The organism is Micromonospora chalcea (assembly GCF_002926165.1).
In the GTDB taxonomy this organism is placed as follows: Bacteria; Actinomycetota; Actinomycetes; order Mycobacteriales; family Micromonosporaceae; genus Micromonospora; species Micromonospora chalcea.
The window spans coordinates 1-16,538 of sequence record NZ_MAGP01000130.1; the positions used below are offsets into that span (position 1 = coordinate 1).

The 16,538-nt window shown below is 73.5% G+C and carries 14 protein-coding genes; 7 read left to right on the forward strand and 7 right to left on the reverse strand.

All coding sequences use genetic code 11. From position 1 onward, the window contains the following. The 3 genes from BAW75_RS21045 to BAW75_RS21055 all read right to left on the reverse strand — a co-directional run. Window positions 1-1,572 (reverse strand): serine/threonine-protein kinase (locus tag BAW75_RS21045; protein ID WP_167435597.1); only part of this gene is annotated, 1,572 nt, incomplete at its 3' end. Between the two features lie 79 nt (window positions 1,573-1,651). Beyond that, window positions 1,652-2,977, reverse strand: a complete 1,326-nt coding sequence (locus BAW75_RS21050; RefSeq protein WP_208635284.1) for a glycosyltransferase family 4 protein — start codon at window positions 2,975-2,977, stop codon at window positions 1,652-1,654. Between the two features lie 130 nt (window positions 2,978-3,107). Continuing rightward, a complete protein-coding gene (locus tag BAW75_RS21055) occupies window positions 3,108-5,051 on the reverse strand; it encodes an amylo-alpha-1,6-glucosidase (protein WP_104114640.1) in 1,944 nt (647 codons plus the stop codon). A 42-nt stretch (window positions 5,052-5,093) separates the two neighbouring features. Here BAW75_RS21055 and BAW75_RS21060 point away from each other — a divergent pair, with 42 nt between their 5' ends. Further along, window positions 5,094-7,793, forward strand: coding sequence for an MGH1-like glycoside hydrolase domain-containing protein (locus BAW75_RS21060; RefSeq protein WP_104114641.1), 2,700 nt, complete (start codon window positions 5,094-5,096; stop codon window positions 7,791-7,793). Window positions 7,794-7,840: 47 nt separating this feature from the next. Here the strand turns inward: BAW75_RS21060 and BAW75_RS21065 are convergent, their stop codons facing one another. Beyond that, entirely contained in the window at window positions 7,841-9,160 is a 1,320-nt protein-coding gene (locus tag BAW75_RS21065; RefSeq protein WP_244206198.1) for a hypothetical protein, read from the reverse strand. A 135-nt stretch (window positions 9,161-9,295) separates the two neighbouring features. Between BAW75_RS21065 and BAW75_RS21070 the strand changes: the two genes are divergently transcribed. From BAW75_RS21070 to BAW75_RS21080, 3 genes are all read left to right on the forward strand, one after another. Beyond that, a complete protein-coding gene (locus tag BAW75_RS21070) occupies window positions 9,296-9,994 on the forward strand; it encodes an HAD family hydrolase (RefSeq protein ID WP_064445386.1) in 699 nt (232 codons plus the stop codon). 21 nt (window positions 9,995-10,015) lie between these two features. Then, on the forward strand, window positions 10,016-10,801 hold the full coding sequence (locus BAW75_RS21075) for a DUF4184 family protein (protein ID WP_104114643.1): 786 nt from the start codon (window positions 10,016-10,018) through the stop codon (window positions 10,799-10,801). Between the two features lie 387 nt (window positions 10,802-11,188). Further along, the gene (locus BAW75_RS21080) at window positions 11,189-11,881 is read left to right on the forward strand and encodes an AMIN-like domain-containing (lipo)protein (protein ID WP_104114644.1); all 693 of its coding nucleotides are present in this window, start codon (window positions 11,189-11,191) and stop codon (window positions 11,879-11,881) included. Window positions 11,882-11,889: 8 nt separating this feature from the next. Here BAW75_RS21080 and BAW75_RS21085 read toward each other — a convergent pair whose 3' ends face one another. The 3 genes from BAW75_RS21085 to BAW75_RS21095 form a co-directional block, all read right to left on the reverse strand. Next, a complete protein-coding gene (locus BAW75_RS21085; RefSeq protein WP_223201390.1) occupies window positions 11,890-12,171 on the reverse strand; it encodes an SCO0607 family lipoprotein in 282 nt (93 codons plus the stop codon). Window positions 12,172-12,243: 72 nt separating this feature from the next. Further along, the gene (locus BAW75_RS21090; protein WP_030500352.1) at window positions 12,244-12,519 is read right to left on the reverse strand and encodes a hypothetical protein; all 276 of its coding nucleotides are present in this window, start codon (window positions 12,517-12,519) and stop codon (window positions 12,244-12,246) included. Between the two features lie 47 nt (window positions 12,520-12,566). Further along, on the reverse strand, window positions 12,567-12,998 hold the full coding sequence (locus tag BAW75_RS21095) for a RusA family crossover junction endodeoxyribonuclease (protein ID WP_043329796.1): 432 nt from the start codon (window positions 12,996-12,998) through the stop codon (window positions 12,567-12,569). 414 nt (window positions 12,999-13,412) lie between these two features. Between BAW75_RS21095 and BAW75_RS21100 the strand changes: the two genes are divergently transcribed. Genes BAW75_RS21100 through BAW75_RS21110 form a run of 3 tightly spaced genes read left to right on the forward strand, consistent with a single transcriptional unit; the run spans window position 13,413 to window position 16,532 of the window. Then, entirely contained in the window at window positions 13,413-14,696 is a 1,284-nt protein-coding gene (locus BAW75_RS21100; protein WP_104114645.1) for an ABC transporter substrate-binding protein, read from the forward strand. Continuing rightward, entirely contained in the window at window positions 14,693-15,694 is a 1,002-nt protein-coding gene (locus BAW75_RS21105) for a carbohydrate ABC transporter permease (RefSeq protein WP_104114646.1), read from the forward strand. Before BAW75_RS21100 ends, BAW75_RS21105 begins: the two co-directional genes overlap by 4 nt. A gap of 1 nt (window position 15,695) precedes the next feature. Continuing rightward, on the forward strand, window positions 15,696-16,532 hold the full coding sequence (locus tag BAW75_RS21110) for a carbohydrate ABC transporter permease (RefSeq protein ID WP_043329801.1): 837 nt from the start codon (window positions 15,696-15,698) through the stop codon (window positions 16,530-16,532). The last annotated feature ends 6 nt before the right edge of the window (window positions 16,533-16,538 follow it).

Genomic DNA, 16,538 nt, shown 5'->3' on the forward strand with positions numbered 1-16,538 from the left:
GGCGTCGAGCGGCCGGTCCGGGGGGCGCGGAGCGCCGGTGGGCGGGGGCGGGCCGGCCCGCAGCGCACCGCTGTCGGCGGGGCCGCTGTGGGCGACCGGGGCCGGGCGGGCGACCGGCGCCGCGTCCGGGCCGGGGATGCGCACCGGGCTCAGCGCGTCGGCGCGGGGCGCGGACTCGGGGCCGGTCGGGCTCCCCGGGTCGACGAAGCTGGTGAGGACCGTCGGGCCGAGGCTGACCGGACCCGAGCGGTCCCAGCCCGCCCGGGGCGGCTCCGCCGGCGTGGTCGCGGGGGACTCCGCCCGCTTCAATTCGTCGGACCGGTCCCGCTGCGGCGGCTCCGGGCGGGGGCGCGGCGGTGGCTCGGGTCGGTCCGCCGCGCCCACGGGGCCGGACCGCTCGGCGCCGTCGCGCGGCGCGGGCCGGCCGGAGCGGGCGGCCGTGCCGGAAGGGCCGGACCGGCCGGACTCGCCGGAGCGCTCCGGCAGGTCGGCGGAGTCGGACGGACCGCCCGGCGGTGGCGCCCGGTCACCCTCGGCGGGCGGCGCCCACTCGCTGCGCTTCGCCGCCCGGCTCCAGGCGCGGGCGGCGGCGGCCGGCGGCATCAGGTCCGGGTACACGACGCCCGCCGCCGCAGCCGCCGGCTCGTCACCGGCGCCCGGGGGACGTCCCCGAGCGTCGCCCTCGCGCCCGGCGGCCGGCCGATCGGACGGTACGGCGGACCGGCCAGCGGACCCGCCGGCCGCCGTCGCGTCGGCGTCCGACACCGCGGCCACGCCGAGCAGGCGGGCGGTCTCGTGGTGGCCGAGCCGGGCGCGCGGGTCTCGCCGCAGCAGCCCGGCCAGCACCGGCGTCAGCGGGCCGGCGTGCGGCGCCGGGTCGGGCGGCCGGGTGGCGAGCGCGGCGAGCGTGGCCATGGCGGTGCTGCGGGCGTACGGCGAGCGGCCCTCCACGGCGGCGTGCAGCGTGGCGCCGAGCGACCACATGTCCGCCTCGACGCTGGACACGCCCTCGGCGGCCCGCTCCGGCGCCACGTACTGGGGGGAGCCGAGGACCAGGCCGGGGCGGGTCATGGCGCCGTCGCCGCCCTGGAACACGGCCAGCCCGAAGTCGGTGAGCAGCACCCGGCCGTCCCGGGCGAGCAGCACGTTCGCGGGTTTCACGTCCCGGTGCAGCACCCCGGCGTCGTGCGCGGCGCGCAGCCCGGCGAGCACCGCCAGCCCGATCTCGGCGGCCCGCCCGGGCGGCAGCGGCCCGTCGGTCTCGATGATCTCCTGGAGGGAGCGGGACGGGACGTACTCCATGACCAGCCAGGGGTCGCCCTCGACCCGGACCACGTCGTAGACGCGGACCACGTTGGGATGGTTGAGCCGCGCGGACGTCCGCGCTTCGCGCAGCGTACGGGCGCGCAGCTCGTCCCGCTCGTTCTCGGCGAGCCAGTTCGGCGGCACGACCTGCTTCACCGCGACCTCGCGATGCAGCTCCTCGTCGCGCGCCCGCCAGACCTGGCCCATCCCGCCGCGACCGACCAGGTCGAGCAGGCGGTACCGTCCGGCGATCACTACGTCCCGCACCGCACTCCTCACCGCTGGTCAGTGGTCCACAATAGCCAACGGATCGGACGGTACCTATCGCACGGCGAGACGTCATGCCCTAACTGGCCGTACCGGCGAGCAGATTCCCTTCCGGAATGGTGATCGCGGAACGATCCCGGGCCAGCAGGGCGGTGGCTCGGCGGGCCTGGAACCCGTCGTGGTCGCGGCGTGCGGCGGCGTAGCTGCCCGCGGTGCGGGCGGCGATCGCGGACCAGGCGTACCGCTGCGTGACCATGGTCCGGGCCCGGCGCGCCACCCGGCGGGCGAACACCTCGTCGGCGAGCAGCCGGTCCACGGCGCCGGCCAGCGCGTCCGGGTCGCCGTGCGGGAACGTCACCCCGGTCACCCCCGGCTCGACGATCTCGGCCAGCCCGCCGGTACGCGCCACCGCCAGCGGCGCGCCGGCGGCCGCCGCCTCCAGCGCGATCATGCCGAACGGCTCGTAGAGGCTGGGGATCACGGTGGCGTCGGTGGCGGCGAGCACCGCGGGCAGCTGGGTGGAGTCCATGAAGCCGGCGAACCGGACCGTGTCGCCCAGCCGCAGCCGACGTGCCTGGTCGACGAGCTCGTCCTTGTACGGCCCGTCCCCGGCGATCACCACGCGCAGGCCGGGGTGCCGGTCGGCCAGGCGCGGCACCGCGTGCACCAGGTGCTGCACGCCCTTCTCGTAGACCAGGCGGCCGGCGTACCCGACCAGCGGCCCGTCCGCGGCGAAGCGGGCCCGGGCGGAGGCGACCGCCTGCGGCCGGGCCCGCCAGGCCCGGTAGGCGACGCCGTTGGCGACCACGTCGATGCGCCCGGACGGTACGCCGAACAGCCGGGCCACCTGCTCGCGCATGTACCCGGAGCAGGCGATCACCCGCCCGGAGGCGTTGCTCAGCCAGTGCTCGACGCCGTGGATGGTGCGGTTCATCTCCTCCGGCAGCCAGCCCTGGTGCCGCCCGGCCTCGGTGGCGTGGATGGTGGTCACCAGCGGCACGTCCAGGTGTTCGGCAAGCGTGACGGCGGTGTGCGCGACGAGCCAGTCGTGGGCGTGGATCACGTCGTAGGCGCCGGCGGAGGCGGCGCGCAGCGCGGCCCGCGTCAGCGTGTGGTTGAACGCCATGGTCCAGGCCAGCAGCGAGCCGGTGGCGAGCGGGAACCGGACCGGATCCTCGGCGGCGCGGACAACGCGCACGCCCTCGGCGTACTCCTCCAGCGGGGCGCCCTCGGCGTGGCGGGTGACGACTGTGACCTCGTGCCCGGCGGCGGCCAGCGCGACGGACAGCGCGTGGACGTGGCGGCCGAGGCCACCGACGAGCACCGGCGGGTACTCCCAGGAGAGCAGCAGCACCCGCAGGCGCCGGGCGGGCTGGATGTCGATCACTTCGGCGTCAGCTGACACGCGGCCCCCTTTGAGTTGTGGCGTCCCCACCCCGGCGGCGGCGTCGCCGCGGTGTCCGGTGGGGTCGGCACCCATCCTGCCGAGGGGTCGATAACCGGCGGCGACGCGCCGGTTGCCGGTCTGTAACGCGTTACCGGCGTGTCCGCCGCGCGCGCAGCAGCTCGGCCACCGACCACGCCTGGAACGGGCAGCCGGTGGCCGCGTGCGGGGCGTCGCCGTCGGCGGTCTCGCTCACCGAGCCCAGGCCGTCCTCGGCGAGGTGGCCCTCCAGCCCCACCAGCAGGTCGTCGGTGGGCAGCCCAGCCCGGCGGTACGCGTCCAGCAGCGGACCGGTCAGCCACGGCCAGACAGTGCCCTGGTGGTAGGCGGAGTCCCGCTCGGCCGGCCCGCCCCGGTGCCGGCCGGTCCAGCCGGGGGAGCCCGGGGCGAGGCTGCGCGGGCCGAGCGGGGTGAACAGCGCCTCGGTGATCCGGCGCAGCGTGGCCTCGTCCGGCTCCAGCGGCGCGTACGGCAGCGACCAGGCCAGCAGCTGGTTGGGGCGCAGCAGGTCGTCGTCGTGGTGCGTGGCACCGCCCAGCGGGTACGCCGGCGCCGGGGCGTCCACCACGTCGTACAGCCAGCCGGCCGGGGCGGGGAACCGCTCCCGGAACGCGGCGGCGGCCCGCCGGTGCAGCGCGTGCAGCGCCGAGGCGTCGCGTCCGGCCAGCTCGGTCAGCTCGGCGAGCCCGGCCAGCCCGTTGATCCACAGCGCGTTCACCTCGACCGGCTTGCCGGTACGCGGGGTCACCGGTACCCCGTACACCCGGGCGTCCATCCAGGTGAGCGCCACGTCCGGCGGGCCGCCCTGGGTCAGCAGCCCGTCGGCCGGGTCGACGCCGATGCCGTACCGGGTGCCCGCCACGTGCGCCTCGACCACGCCGTGCAGCGCGGGCAGCAGCTCGTCGCCGAGGTCGGTGTCGCCGGTGACGGTGACGTGCCGGCTGACCGCGTGCAGGAACCACAGCGTGCCGTCGACGGTGTTGTGCTCGACCCGGCCGGTGTCGGCGGTGTTCGCCAGCATCCCCTCGGACAGCGTCGCCGCGTACGCCCGCAGCAGGTCCCGGCCCTCGTCGGCCCGGTTCGTGCACAGGAACAGGCCCTCGTAGGAGATCATCGTGTCGCGCGACCAGGCCCCGAACCACGGGTAGCCGGCGACCACGTCCGGGCCGGTGGCGGTGCGTACCACGAACGCGTCGGCGGCGAGCGCGAGCGTCGCCTCGACCGCGTCGCCGGGCTTCGCCGCCGCCGTCACGGCCCGGTTGCGCCGCCGGGTCGACTCGACCACCGCTGTCGCCGGGGGCGGCTCCTCGGCCAGGTCGCCCGCCCAGGCCAGCACCGACACCGTCGCGCCGGGCTCGTCCAGCGCGCCGGTGAACCGGCCCGCGTACCAGAGGTCCTCGTCCGGGTGCAGGCCGCGCTCGGCCTCGGTCCGGTGGCGTACCCCGTGCCACCACTGGCCCTCCGGGGTCCAGTCCGGCCCGGCGAGCCGGTACGCGCCGTCGATCACCGCGCCGCCGGCCGCCGCCTCCAGCCGGGGCGCCGGACCGTCGGCGCGCCGCTCGCCGTGCGCGTCGCGCCACGTGCAGGCCGCCGCGAGGTCGAGCCGCACCGGGCCGCCGGAGATCAACCGGTGTACGACGGCGACGCACGAGCGGCCGTACGTCATGGCGATCTCCCGTTCGATCACCACGTCGCCGACGCGCCACCGCCAGCGCGGCACCCCGTCGGTGAGGTCGAAGCGCTCCAGCAGCTCGAAGCCGACCGGGTCGACCACGCCGGAGGACCACTCGTGCGCGCCGAGGCGGACCTGCCGCCCCGACGGCAGCGTCACCGCCGGGTCGAGGCTCGCCAGTCCCACCTTTCGGGACGCGGGCGTGTCGCCGGCCACCACGAGCAGCCCGTGATACCGGCGGGTACGCAGCCCGGCGACGGTGCCCATGGCGTATCCGCCGAGCCCGTCGGTGACCAGCCATTCCCGCGTGGCGGCGGCGGACAGCTCACCGCAGACGCGCGGCCCGAAACGGATGTCGATCAACTTTCCTCCACCGGCAGCGAGGTGTGACATGCCACGGCGACAATGGCCGCTGTGGAGAAGTACCCCGGCGGCGTCGAAGATGTGCCAGTGATCACCGACCGGTCGACCTCCGCGTCCCCCGACCCCGAGCGGCACCGGCTCGCCCAGGCCGACGCCGGGGAGCAGGACTGGCGCGCATGGGGCCCCTATCTGTCCGAGCGGGCGTGGGGCACGGTACGTGAGGACTACAGCGAGCACGGCACGGCCTGGGACTACTTCCCCCACGATCACGCGCGGTCCCGAGCCTACCGGTGGAACGAGGACGGCATGGCGGGCGTCTGCGACGACCGGCAGACGTTCTGCTTCGCCCTGGCGCTGTGGAACGGGCGCGACCCGATCCTCAAGGAGCGGATGTTCGGCCTCGGCGGCGACGGCGGCAACCACGGCGAGGACGCCAAGGACTACTGGTGGTACCTCGACAGCACCCCCACGCACTCCTTCATGCGCTGGCGCTACCACTACCCGCAGGCCGCCTTCCCGTACGACGAGCTGGTCGCGGTGAACGCGCTGCGCGGCCGGGACGACACCGAGTACGAGCTGGTCGACACCGGCATCTTCGACGACGACAGGTACTGGGCGGTCACCGTCGACTACGCCAAGGCGTCCCCGACCGACATGTGCGTGGTGATCACCGTGGCGAACCGGGCCGACACCGACGAGACGCTGCACGTGCTGCCCACGCTCTGGTTCCGCAACACCTGGGCGTGGGGGCTGCCCGGCGCCGACCGGGTGCCGAAGCTGGTCGGCACGGGTTCCCGGCTCGTCGGTGAGCACTGGGTGCTCGGGCAGCTGCTGCTGGAAGGCGACGGCGACCCGGTGCCGCTGCTGTGCGACAACGACACGAACGCCGAGCGGCTGTGGGGGCTGCCGGGGCGGTCCGCGTACCCCAAGGACGGCATCAACGACCACGTGGTCAACGGCGCCGCCACCGTCAACCCGGAGCGCACCGGCACCAAGGGCGCGCTGCACTACGTGCTCGACGTGCCGGCCGGCGAGCAGCGGCAGATCCGGCTGCGGCGGACCCGCACCGCGCCGCCCCCGGCCGCCGCGCCGCCCGCCCCGGCCGACCTCGGTGACGGGTTCGACGCCGTGCTCTGGGCGCGCCGGGCCGAGGCGAACCGCTTCTTCGACAGCGTGATCCCGGCCGCCGCCACCGCCGACGAGGCGCTGGTCGCCCGCCAGGCCATCGCCGGGCTGATGTGGGGCAAGCAGTTCTACCACTTCGACGTCGAGCGCTGGCTCACCGGCGACCCCGGCTCCACGCCGCCCGCCGGCCGCCGGCACGGGCGCAACAGCGCCTGGTGGCACATGAACAGCTTCGACGTGATCTCCATGCCGGACCCGTGGGAATATCCCTGGTACGCCGCGTGGGACCTGGCCTTCCACTGCGTCACCATCGCCCGGGTCGATCCGGGCTTCGCCAAGGAACAGGTCCTCCTGCTGCTGCGCGAGTGGTACCTGCACCCCAACGGGCAGATCCCGGCGTACGAGTGGGCGTTCGGGGACGTGAACCCGCCGGTGCACGCCTGGGCGGCGCTGAAGGTCTTCGAGATCGACGGCTCCCGCGACCACGAGTTCCTCGCCCGGGTCATGCACAAGCTGCTGCTCAACTTCACCTGGTGGGTCAACCGCAAGGACACCGGCGGCAACAACGTCTTCGAGGGCGGCTTCCTCGGGCTGGACAACGTCGGCCCGTTCGACCGGTCGGCCGCGCTGCCGGTCGCCGGGGTGCTGGAGCAGTCCGACGGCACCGGCTGGATGGCCATGTACGCGCTCAACCTGCTCGACATGGCGATCGTGCTGGCCGAGCACGACCGCGCGTACACCGACACCGCCACCAAGTTCTTCGAGCACTTCGCGTACATCGCCGCGGCGGCGTACCACCAGGGGCTCTGGGACGCCGAGGACGCGTTCTTCTACGACGTGCTGCGCCTGGCCGACGGCACGAAGGTGCCGCTGAAGGTCCGCTCGGTGGTCGGGCTGCTGCCGCTCGCAGCCGTCACCCGGCTCACCGCCCGCACCATGCGCCGCCTGCCCGAGCTGGGCGCGCGGCTGCGCTGGTTCCTCACCAACCGCCCGGAGTACGCCGAGGTGATCGGCGGCCGCCGGATCGGCCCCGACGGCCGGCAGCAGCGGCTGCTGTCGATGGTCGCCCCGGACCAGGTGGTGCGGCTGCTGGCCCGGATGCTCGACACCGACGAGTTCCTCTCCGAGTACGGGCTGCGTACGCTGTCCCGAGCCCACCTGGACAAGCCGTTCACCGTCACGCTCGGCGGGCAGGAGTTCAGCGTCGGCTACGAGCCGGCCGAGTCGACCAGCGGCCTGTTCGGCGGCAACTCCAACTGGCGCGGCCCGATCTGGATGCCGACGAACTTCCTGCTGATCAGCGCGCTGCGCGACTACGCCGCGTTCTTCGGCGACGACCTGCAGGTCGAGTACCCGACCCGCTCCGGGGTCAAGCGGACGCTCGACGAGATCGCCGACGACCTGTCCGCGCGGCTGATCTCGCTGTTCACCCGCGACGGGTGGGGACGGCGGCCGATCTACGGCGCCGCGCAGCTGTTCCAGACCCACCCGGACTGGCGCGACCTGATCTGCTTCCCGGAGTACTTCCACGGCGACAACGGCGCCGGGCTGGGCGCCTGGCACCAGACCGGGTGGACCGCGCTGGTCGCCGACCTGATTCTTACGCTGCGCCGCTGATCGTGTGTGCGGGGGCGCGACGGGAGAGCCCGCCGCGCCCCGCACGGTCACGCCAGCGGCAGGAACGCCAGCCGGGCGTGGTACTCGCCGGCCACCGTCACGGTGTCGCTGCCGACCCACAGGCCCCGGTCGGTGGCGTACAGCTCGCCGGTGCCCACCCCGCGGTCCTTCGTCGGGTTCCACGGCAGCGCCTTGCCGGTGACCGGGTGGATCGCCCCGATGCCCGGCCGGGACACCGCGCCCGGACCGGCCGAGTTGCGGCCCTGCGGGTTGTCCAGCCAGCGCTGGTGGCCTCCGACGTAGACGGCCGCGCCGGTCACCGCCACCGACAGCAGCGTGTCGCCGCCGGTGTAGTTGGCCCAGGTGGGCTGCTTGCCGCCGGTGGCCGCACCGAACTCGAAACGCGCCGCGGTGTCGCAGAGCGTGGCCGGGAACGGGCCGCCGGTGGTGACCACCGCGAACCAGGTGCCGTCCGGCGAGATGTCGACGCCGCGCATGTAGACCGGCATCGTCCGCGCGCACTGCGGCTGGTAGCGGTCGGTGGCCCAGCCGGAGAGCGTGGCGCCCGACGCGCTCAGGTCGGCGACGGCGATCTGGTGCCGCGCCACGCCCGCGACGCTGCTGAAGCCGCCGACGAACACCAGCCGCCGGCCGTCGGCGGAGACGTCCAGCGCCTCGATCTTCACCGGCGCGGTGGCGCCGGAGGTGGTCGTGCGCGGACCGGCCAGGTTCAGGTTGACCGACGGATCGGCGGCTCCGGTGGTGGCGTTCACCGCCGCCGGGGGGCGCCGGGTCACCCCGCCGACGGTCTGGAACGCGCCGCCGACGATCAGCCGGTTGCCGACCAGGCGCATGTCGTTGACCTGGTTGTTCAGCGCCGGCGTGGTGAAACTGGCGACCCGCGCGCCGGTGGCCGCGTCGATCCGGGCCAGCCGGGACGCCGCGGTGCCGTTGACTGTGGTGAACGCGCCGCCGATGTAGAGCGAGCGGCCGTCCGGCGCGGCGGCGAGAGCCTTCACCGCGCCGTTCACCTGCGGCCGGAACGTGGTGTCGATCCGGCCGGTGGTCGCGTCGAGCGCCACCAGGCGGGGCATCGCCAGCTGGGCCGACTGCCCGGCGTTGCGCACCTTGGTGAACGTGCCGGCGACGTACACGCGGTTGCCGATCTGGAGGATGCGGTGCACGGTGCCGTCCAGCGCGTGCGGCGTCCAGTCGACCGGGTTCGTGCCGACGACTGTGGTGTGTGCGGCGTTGACGGCGAGCGCCGGGTATCCCGGCAGCGCCGCGCCCGCGACGGCGAGCGCCGCGGCCACGGCGACGGCCGCGCCCCGTCTGCGCCCGGGTGGATGATCGGGTGAGATCGTCATGGCCGAAGCATGTCGCCCGACCAGGGATCGCGCAGTCGGGTAGCCGCCGGTAACCGCCCGCCGACCGGATAATCCGCGTGGTCCGTCCGGCGACCGGGCAGTACGGTGTGCGAGGTCCGTGAGGGAGGGAGCCCCATGCCGCCGCGCCGGGATGCCGCCGTGCTGGTCTTCGACGCCGACGACACGCTCTGGGAGAACAACGTCCTGTTCGAGCGGGTGATCGACGACTTCCTCACCTGGCTCGACCATCCCACGCTGGACCGGGCCCGCATCCGCGCGGTGCTCGACGACATCGAGCGGGCCAACGCCGTCGCGCACGGCTACGGCAGCAAGGTCTTCCTGCGCAGCCTCGGCGAGTGCCTGGAGAAGCTGCGCGAGCGTCCGGCCACCGACCGGGAACGCGCCGAGATCGATCAGCTCGCGGCGGCTCTGATCGGGCACCAGGTCGAGCTGATGCCGGGGGTGGCCGAGACGCTCGACGACCTGGCCGGCCGGCACGAGCTGCTGCTGCTCACCAAGGGCGAGCGCGAGGAGCAGCAGCGCAAGCTGGACGCCTGCGGGCTGCTGCACCACTTCCGCGCCGCGCACATCGTGCCGGAGAAGGACGCCGACACGTACCGCTGGCTGGCCCGCGAGCACGCCTTCGACCCGGCCGCCGCCTGGATGATCGGCAACTCCCCGCGCTCGGACATCCTGCCCGCCCGGGCCGCCGGGATGAACGCGGTCTTCATCCCGAACGAGAACACCTGGATCCTGGAGCACGACGAGCTGGACCCGTCCGACTCCCAGGTGATCCGGCTGGCGGCGTTTCCCGACCTGGTCCAGCACTTCTAGGCGGCCGGTAACGTCCGGGAGGTGCCACTCACCTTCCCGTCGCACCTGGCGCCGGTGCTGCCGCTGAAGCTGTGGCGGCCCCGCTGGTTCGACGGGGTGGCGCTGTGCGCCGGTGCGGTGGCGCCGGACGCCGCGTACCTGTTCACCGGCACGCCGCTGGCGCTCGGCATGCGTACACACACGCTCGGCGGGCTGCTCTGGTGGGGGCTGCCGGTCGCGCTCGCGTACGCCTGGGTGGCGCGCCGCGTGGTCGCCGGCGTCGTCGCGCACCTGCCGGGACGGCGGTTCTTCGGCTGGGCCTGGTACGCGACGCTGGCCGGGGTGCGGCATCCCTGGCAGGTGTCGGTCTGCTCGGCGCTCATCGGCGCGTTCAGTCACGTCGCGTGGGACCGGGTCAGCCACAGCGAGCGCCTGCCCCGGCTGTTCGGCGTCACCGACTTCCACGCCCTGGCCGGCGTGTACTGGTACCAGTTCGTGGACGTGACGGCCGGGCTCGGCGGCGGGCTGCTGGTGGTCGTCCTGGCCGTGGGGGAGGCCCGCCGGGGACAGCCGGCCCGGGGCGTCGCGCCGCCGCTGCCGGCGGCGAACCCGGCCGTGTTCTGGCGGGTGGCGCTGGCGGTCACCGGGCTCGGCGCGCTGCTGCTGCCCGCGCTGCCGGCGGCGGACGTCGCCGCCCCGGCCGGCGTACGGGCGCTGCACGTGGCCGCGCTGGCGCTCGTCGCCAGGGCCGCCGCGGCCCGGAGCGTCCCGCCTAGGCAGGCCGGTCGCAGTCCGCGTCTCGAAGTCGAACAGCGCGAAACCGGCTGACCCCGTTACGCCGACATGCCGCAATTCCGCATAGACATCAATCACAGGCGCGGCCACCGGTCATCGCTTGTCCGGCCTGCGCGTACGCGCCTAACCTGAGCCGGCGTCCACGCCTCGTCGGGGTGAGACGGGGGCGCACCGGAGTCCGGTGGTAAGAGCACCGTGGAGCTGAGTGCGGGCATACCGGCTCGCCGCGCGGAGCCCGGCGAACGGCGTCGTGCCACGCCTGCCGTGTTCCCGCGGCGCAGACCGCTACCCAACCGGACGGCCGGGGTCAGGGCCGGGGAGTTGCGGACCCGGTCCTGACCCGTCCGGCCCCGGAAACAGGCGCCGGAATCGGGTGGGACGCCTCTGGTGCGCGGGCCGGTCACGGAGCGACACTGAGTCATGACTCCTCAGCGCGTACCGCTGCTCGCCGGCCTGGTCGCGCTGCTCGCGGCGGCCTGCACGGCGACCGGCCACGACGGCGCGTCCACGGCGCCCACCCCGACGGCCGCGGCGGCCCCCGCGGCGACCGCGACGGAGGCCACGCCCACCCCGCCCGTGCCGACCGAAGCGGCCTCGACGGGCGGCTCGTGGCGTGTCACCTGGGACTGGGCCGTGCCCGGCCAGCCGGCCCGGGTCGCCCACCGGGTCCGGGTGCCGGTCACGCCGCCGCCGGGGGAGCCGCTGCCGGTCCTGGTGGCGGTGGACGTCGGCGACCATCCGGCGGAGGGCTTCAGCCGGATCACCTTCGCGTTCCGCGGGCCCACCCCGTCCTACCAGGTCGCCTACGTGCCGCGGGTGGTGACCGAGGGCCGGGGCGCGCCGGTCGCGCTGCCCGGTACCGCGTACCTGTCGGTGCGGTTCGAGCCGGCCCAGGCGCACGACGCGCGCGGCGGCGGAACGGCGGACCTGCCGCCGGCGGCGATCCGCTTCCCGACGCTGCGTGGATGGGCGGTGGCCGGCGACTTCGAGGGGCACCTCAGTTTCGGGCTCGGCCTGCTGCCGCCGGACGGCGGCCGCCTGCCGGTGCGGCTGGGGGAGTCCACCCGCCCGGACGGTACGCACGTCGTGGCCGTGGACGTGCGCCGCAGCTGACGCCGGCGTCAGCGGTCGATGATGTTGTTGTTCTCGTCGATGCCGTGGGTGCGCCAGTAGACGTCCCACTCGTCGTCGACGTGCTGCGGCACCTTGCCCTCCGGGTAGCGCACATACGGCGGGGACGGCTCTTCCCCGTCCGGCACGCAGGAACTGCCGCCCTGCGGGCCGACCGCGATCACCGGGTACTCGTCGCTGCCGCAGATGCTCTGCCGCAGGGAACAACCGGTGGTCGCCATCAGCCCGGCCAGTCCGAGCACGGCAAGAACGATCATGATTCGAGTTCGCACGGGGAGAATTGTCGTCGCCCCGGGCGGGCCTGCCATCGGTACGCGTACTCAATTCCAGGGTGCGGCCCGGGCTCAGGTCAGCTCGCCCCGCACGATCGCCACCGCCACCCGGCAGAACTCGTCCATGTCGGGCTGGAAGCCGGCCGCGATGTCCGGGTGCAGGCCGGAGCGGGTCTCGTCGAGCAGGCGGCGGCACACGTCCTCCACCGGCTCGCCCGCGTAGCCGGAGCGGACCCGGTCCGCGGCGGCCTGCAGGGCCGAGGTCAGCTGATCCTCCAGCGGGCCACGCAGCTTCTGCTGCACAGGGTCAAGCCCGCTCGGGTCGAGCGTGACATGTGGCTCCGACATCGGCGCTCCCTTCGTCGGCGTCCGCGGTACCCCACCGCGAACGTCGGTCAAACCATCGTCGGTACGGCCGACACCCGGACCAAATACGAGAACTCCTCCGCCGGCTCCTCGACGTACGACAGCCGGCGGATCTGCCGGTCGTCGGACCAGAGCGCGACGTCGACCAGCACCCCGAGGTGGGCGAGACCGATGTTGGCGACCCGCTTCTTGTCCTGGAGCACCGCGCACACGCCGCCGAGCAGGGTGCTGGCGTCGGAGGTGCGGTGCCCGGGCGGGCACCGCAGGGTGAGGTCCACCTCCACCGGGCCGGTGAGCGGGGTCCACCCGGTGCGCTGGGCCGCCGTGCAGGCGGCCTGGAGCAGGGTACGGACTCTCGTCGCCTGCCGGTGCCCGGCGGCGAAGATGGACAGGGCCTCGGTCTTGACCGGGGGCAGGCCGCTCACCTCGAACGTCAGGGCGAGAGCGCGGGTGTCCTGCACGACGGCACCTCCTCGGGGCGAATCCTGCCCAACCGGGGAACGAGCGGACGGCACTTTCCCGACAGAACCAACCGATCGGGCGGGCAGTGGGGGACGGCCGGAGGCGTATCGACGTCGACGGCGACGCGCCGGCTACGGAGCCAGCCCCACGCTAATGCACGACCGCTGACGCTCGGTAGCCTCGCCGTTTCACGACGTGGGACGGCGTGTCGGCCGCGCCCCGTCGTCGCGCTGCCGACGGTGCGCGCCGTCACCGTCACATGTCCGTGATGTTTCGCTCCGTCGCAGGTCGGGCACGTTCAGCCGCACGACACGCCCGGGGCGTTCGGTGATCGGACCGAGAACCCCGCCGTCTCGCCGTGCGCCGGGGCACGGGTCACTCCCCGGTTCTTCGCCGAAGAGAGGGGGAGGGTGATGACGACAGTCCCCGACACGGCCGCACGACGGCCGGCCGGACGCGCGGTGGCGGCAGCCGCCGCGCTCGCGTTGGTGGCCCCGCTGGCAGCCTGCGGATCCGGCGGCGACGGCGGCGTCCCCACGATCAACCTGTACTACCCGCCGGAGCAGAACCTGCAGAAGGTCGTCGACACCTGCAACGCGGCGGCGCAGGGCCGGTACCGCATCGACTACCGGGTGCTGCCGCGCGAGGCCGACGAGCAGCGGGTGCAGATGGTGCGGCGGCTCGCCGCGCAGGACAGCGGGATGGACGTGCTCGGCCTGGACGTCACGTGGACCCAGGAGTTCGCCAGCGCGAAGTGGATCCGGGAGTGGACCGGCGAGGACAAGGCCGAGGCGGAGCGGGGCACGCTGGCCGGCCCGCTGGACACCGCCCGGTACGAGGACAAGCTGTACGCCGCGCCCAAGAACACGAACGTGCAGCTGCTGTGGTACCGGTCGGACCTGGTGTCGCAGCCGCCGAAGACCTGGGACGAGATGATCTCCGCCGCCCAGCAGCTCAAGGAGCAGGGCAAGCCGTACCAGGTGCTCACCATGGGCGCCCAGTACGAGGGCCTGGTGGTCCTCTACAACACGCTCGCCGAAAGCGCCGGCGGCAAGATCCTCAGTGACGACGGCAAGAAGGCGGAGATGGACGCCGGCGCGGTACGCGCGCTCGACCAGCTCAAGAAGTTCGCCACGTCCGGAGTGACGTCGCCGTCGTTCAGCAACGCGCTGGAGGACCCGGTGCGGCTGGAGTTCCAGTCCGGCAAGGGCGCGTTCCAGGTGAACTGGCCGTTCGTCTATCCGGCGCTCCAGGAGGCCAACCCGGAGCTGGCGAAGAACGTGAAGTGGGCCCGGGTGCCGGGCATCGACCCGGGCACCCCCAGCAAGGTCACCATCGGCGGGGTCAACCTGGCGGTCAGCAGCTACTCGAAGCACCCGGAGGAGGCGTTCGAGGTGGCCCGCTGCCTGCGCAACGCCGAGAACCAGAAGTTCTCCGCCGTCAACGACGGCGTGCCGCCCACCATCGAGGCCGTCTACGACGACCCGGAGATGACCGAGGCGTACCCGATGAAGGAGACCATCCTGGAGGAGCTGAAGGAGCCGGCGGTGCGACCGCTGACCCCGGCGTACCAGAGCATCTCCACGGTGATGTCGGCGATCCTGTCGCCGCCGTCGGCGATCCGGCCCGAGCAGACCGCCGACGAGCTGCGCAAGGCGATCTCCGACGCGCTGGAGTCCAAGGGGGTTCTGCCATGAGCGTGAACGCCACTCCGGCCGGCGCGCAGGCCGCCGCCGAGGCCGAGTCCGAGCAGTCCGGCGGCCGGCACGCCGCAGTGCCGCAGCAGCGGTCGCGGCGCGGCTCCCGCGCCCCGCTGAGCGAGAACAAGCGGGCCGAACGGCGGCTCGGCTGGCTGCTGTGCGCACCGGCCGCGCTGGTCATGGTGCTGGTCACCGCGTACCCGATCCTGTACTCCGTCTGGCTGTCGCTGCAACGCTTCGACCTGCGCTTCCCCGACGAGCGGCAGTTCGTCGGGCTGGAGAACTACGTCACCGTGCTCACCAACGACTTCTGGTGGACCGCGTTCGGGGTGACCGCCCTGATCACCGTGGTCACCGTCGCGGTCGAGCTGGTGCTCGGCATGGGCCTGGCGCTGATCATGCACCGGACGCTCGTCGGCCGGGGGATCGTCCGCACCGCCGCGCTGATCCCGTACGGCATCGTCACTGTGGTCGCGGCGTTCTCCTGGCGGTACGCCTGGACGCCCGGCACCGGCTACCTGGCGAACCTGTTCGACGGCAGCGCCCCGCTCACCGAGCGGGCCAGCTCGCTGGCGATCATCATGCTGGCGGAGATCTGGAAGACCACCCCGTTCATGGCGCTGCTGCTGATGGCCGGGCTGGCGCTGGTGCCGGAGGACCTGCTCAAGGCGGCCTCCACCGACGGCGCGACGGCGTGGCAGCGGTTCACCAAGGTGATGCTGCCGGTGATGAAGCCGGCCATCCTGGTCGCGCTGCTGTTCCGCACGCTCGACGCGTTCCGGGTCTTCGACAACATCTTCGTGCTCACCAACGGCGGCAACGAGACGTCGTCGGTGTCGATGCTCGCCTACAACAACCTGATCCGGGGCCTGAACCTCGGCATCGGCTCCACGATGTCGGTGCTGATCTTCATCACCGTGGCGATCATCGCCTTCGTGTTCGTGAAGCTGTTCGGCACCGCTGCCCCGGGCAGCGACGATGGGGAGAGGCGCTGACATGGCAGTGGAATCCACCACGCGGGCGAAGGTGCGCTGGGGCCTGCTGGACGTCGTGGTCGTCGTCTTCGCGCTGGTCCCCGTGCTCTGGATCGCCTCGCTGTCGTTCAAGACCCCGGCCACGCTCACCGACGGCAAGTTCTGGCCGCGCGAGTGGACGCTGGACAACTACCGGACCATCTTCGACACCGACCAGTTCGTTCGGGCCCTGATCAACTCCATCGGCATCGCGCTGATCGCCACCACCATCGCGGTGGTGCTCGGGGCGATGGCCGCGTACGCGATCTCCCGCCTGGACTTCCCCGGCAAGAAGCTGCTGGTCGGCGTCTCGCTGCTGATCGCGATGTTCCCGCAGGTGTCGCTGGTGTCGCCGCTGTTCGAGATCGAGCGGCAGCTCGGCCTGTTCGACACCTGGCCGGGCCTGATCCTGCCCTACATCACGTTCGCGCTCCCGCTTGCCATCTACACGCTGTCGGCCTTCTTCAAGCAGATCCCGTGGGACCTGGAGAAGGCGGCGAAGATGGACGGCGCCACCCAGGCCCAGGCGTTCCGGCGGGTGATCGCGCCGCTGGCCGCGCCGGGCGTGTTCACCACCGCCATCCTGGTCTTCATCTTCTGCTGGAACGACTTCCTGTTCGCGATCACGCTCACCTCGACCGAGCGGTCCCGCACGGTCCCGGTGGCGCTGCAGTTCTTCACCGGCGAGTCGCAGTTCGAGGACCCCACCGGGGCGATCTGCGCCGCCGCTGTGGTGATCACCGTGCCGATCATCCTGTTCGTGCTCTTCTTCCAGCGCCGCATCGTCTCCGGTCTGACCTCCGGCGCAGTCAAGGGATAGGTGGTA

Excerpts from the sequence above, each read along its gene's own strand:
- BAW75_RS21060 (WP_104114641.1), top strand. The coding sequence starts at position 5,094 with ATGGCCGCTGTGGAGAAGTACCCCGGCGGCGTCGAAGATGTGCCAGTG.
- BAW75_RS21065 (WP_244206198.1), bottom strand. The coding sequence starts at position 9,160 with ATGACGATCTCACCCGATCATCCACCCGGGCGCAGACGGGGCGCGGCC.
- BAW75_RS21070 (WP_064445386.1), top strand. The coding sequence starts at position 9,296 with ATGCCGCCGCGCCGGGATGCCGCCGTGCTGGTCTTCGACGCCGACGAC.
- BAW75_RS21080 (WP_104114644.1), top strand. The coding sequence starts at position 11,189 with ATGACTCCTCAGCGCGTACCGCTGCTCGCCGGCCTGGTCGCGCTGCTC.
- BAW75_RS21090 (WP_030500352.1), bottom strand. The coding sequence starts at position 12,519 with ATGTCGGAGCCACATGTCACGCTCGACCCGAGCGGGCTTGACCCTGTG.
- BAW75_RS21100 (WP_104114645.1), top strand. The coding sequence starts at position 13,413 with ATGACGACAGTCCCCGACACGGCCGCACGACGGCCGGCCGGACGCGCG.
- BAW75_RS21105 (WP_104114646.1), top strand. The coding sequence starts at position 14,693 with ATGAGCGTGAACGCCACTCCGGCCGGCGCGCAGGCCGCCGCCGAGGCC.
- BAW75_RS21110 (WP_043329801.1), top strand. The coding sequence starts at position 15,696 with ATGGCAGTGGAATCCACCACGCGGGCGAAGGTGCGCTGGGGCCTGCTG.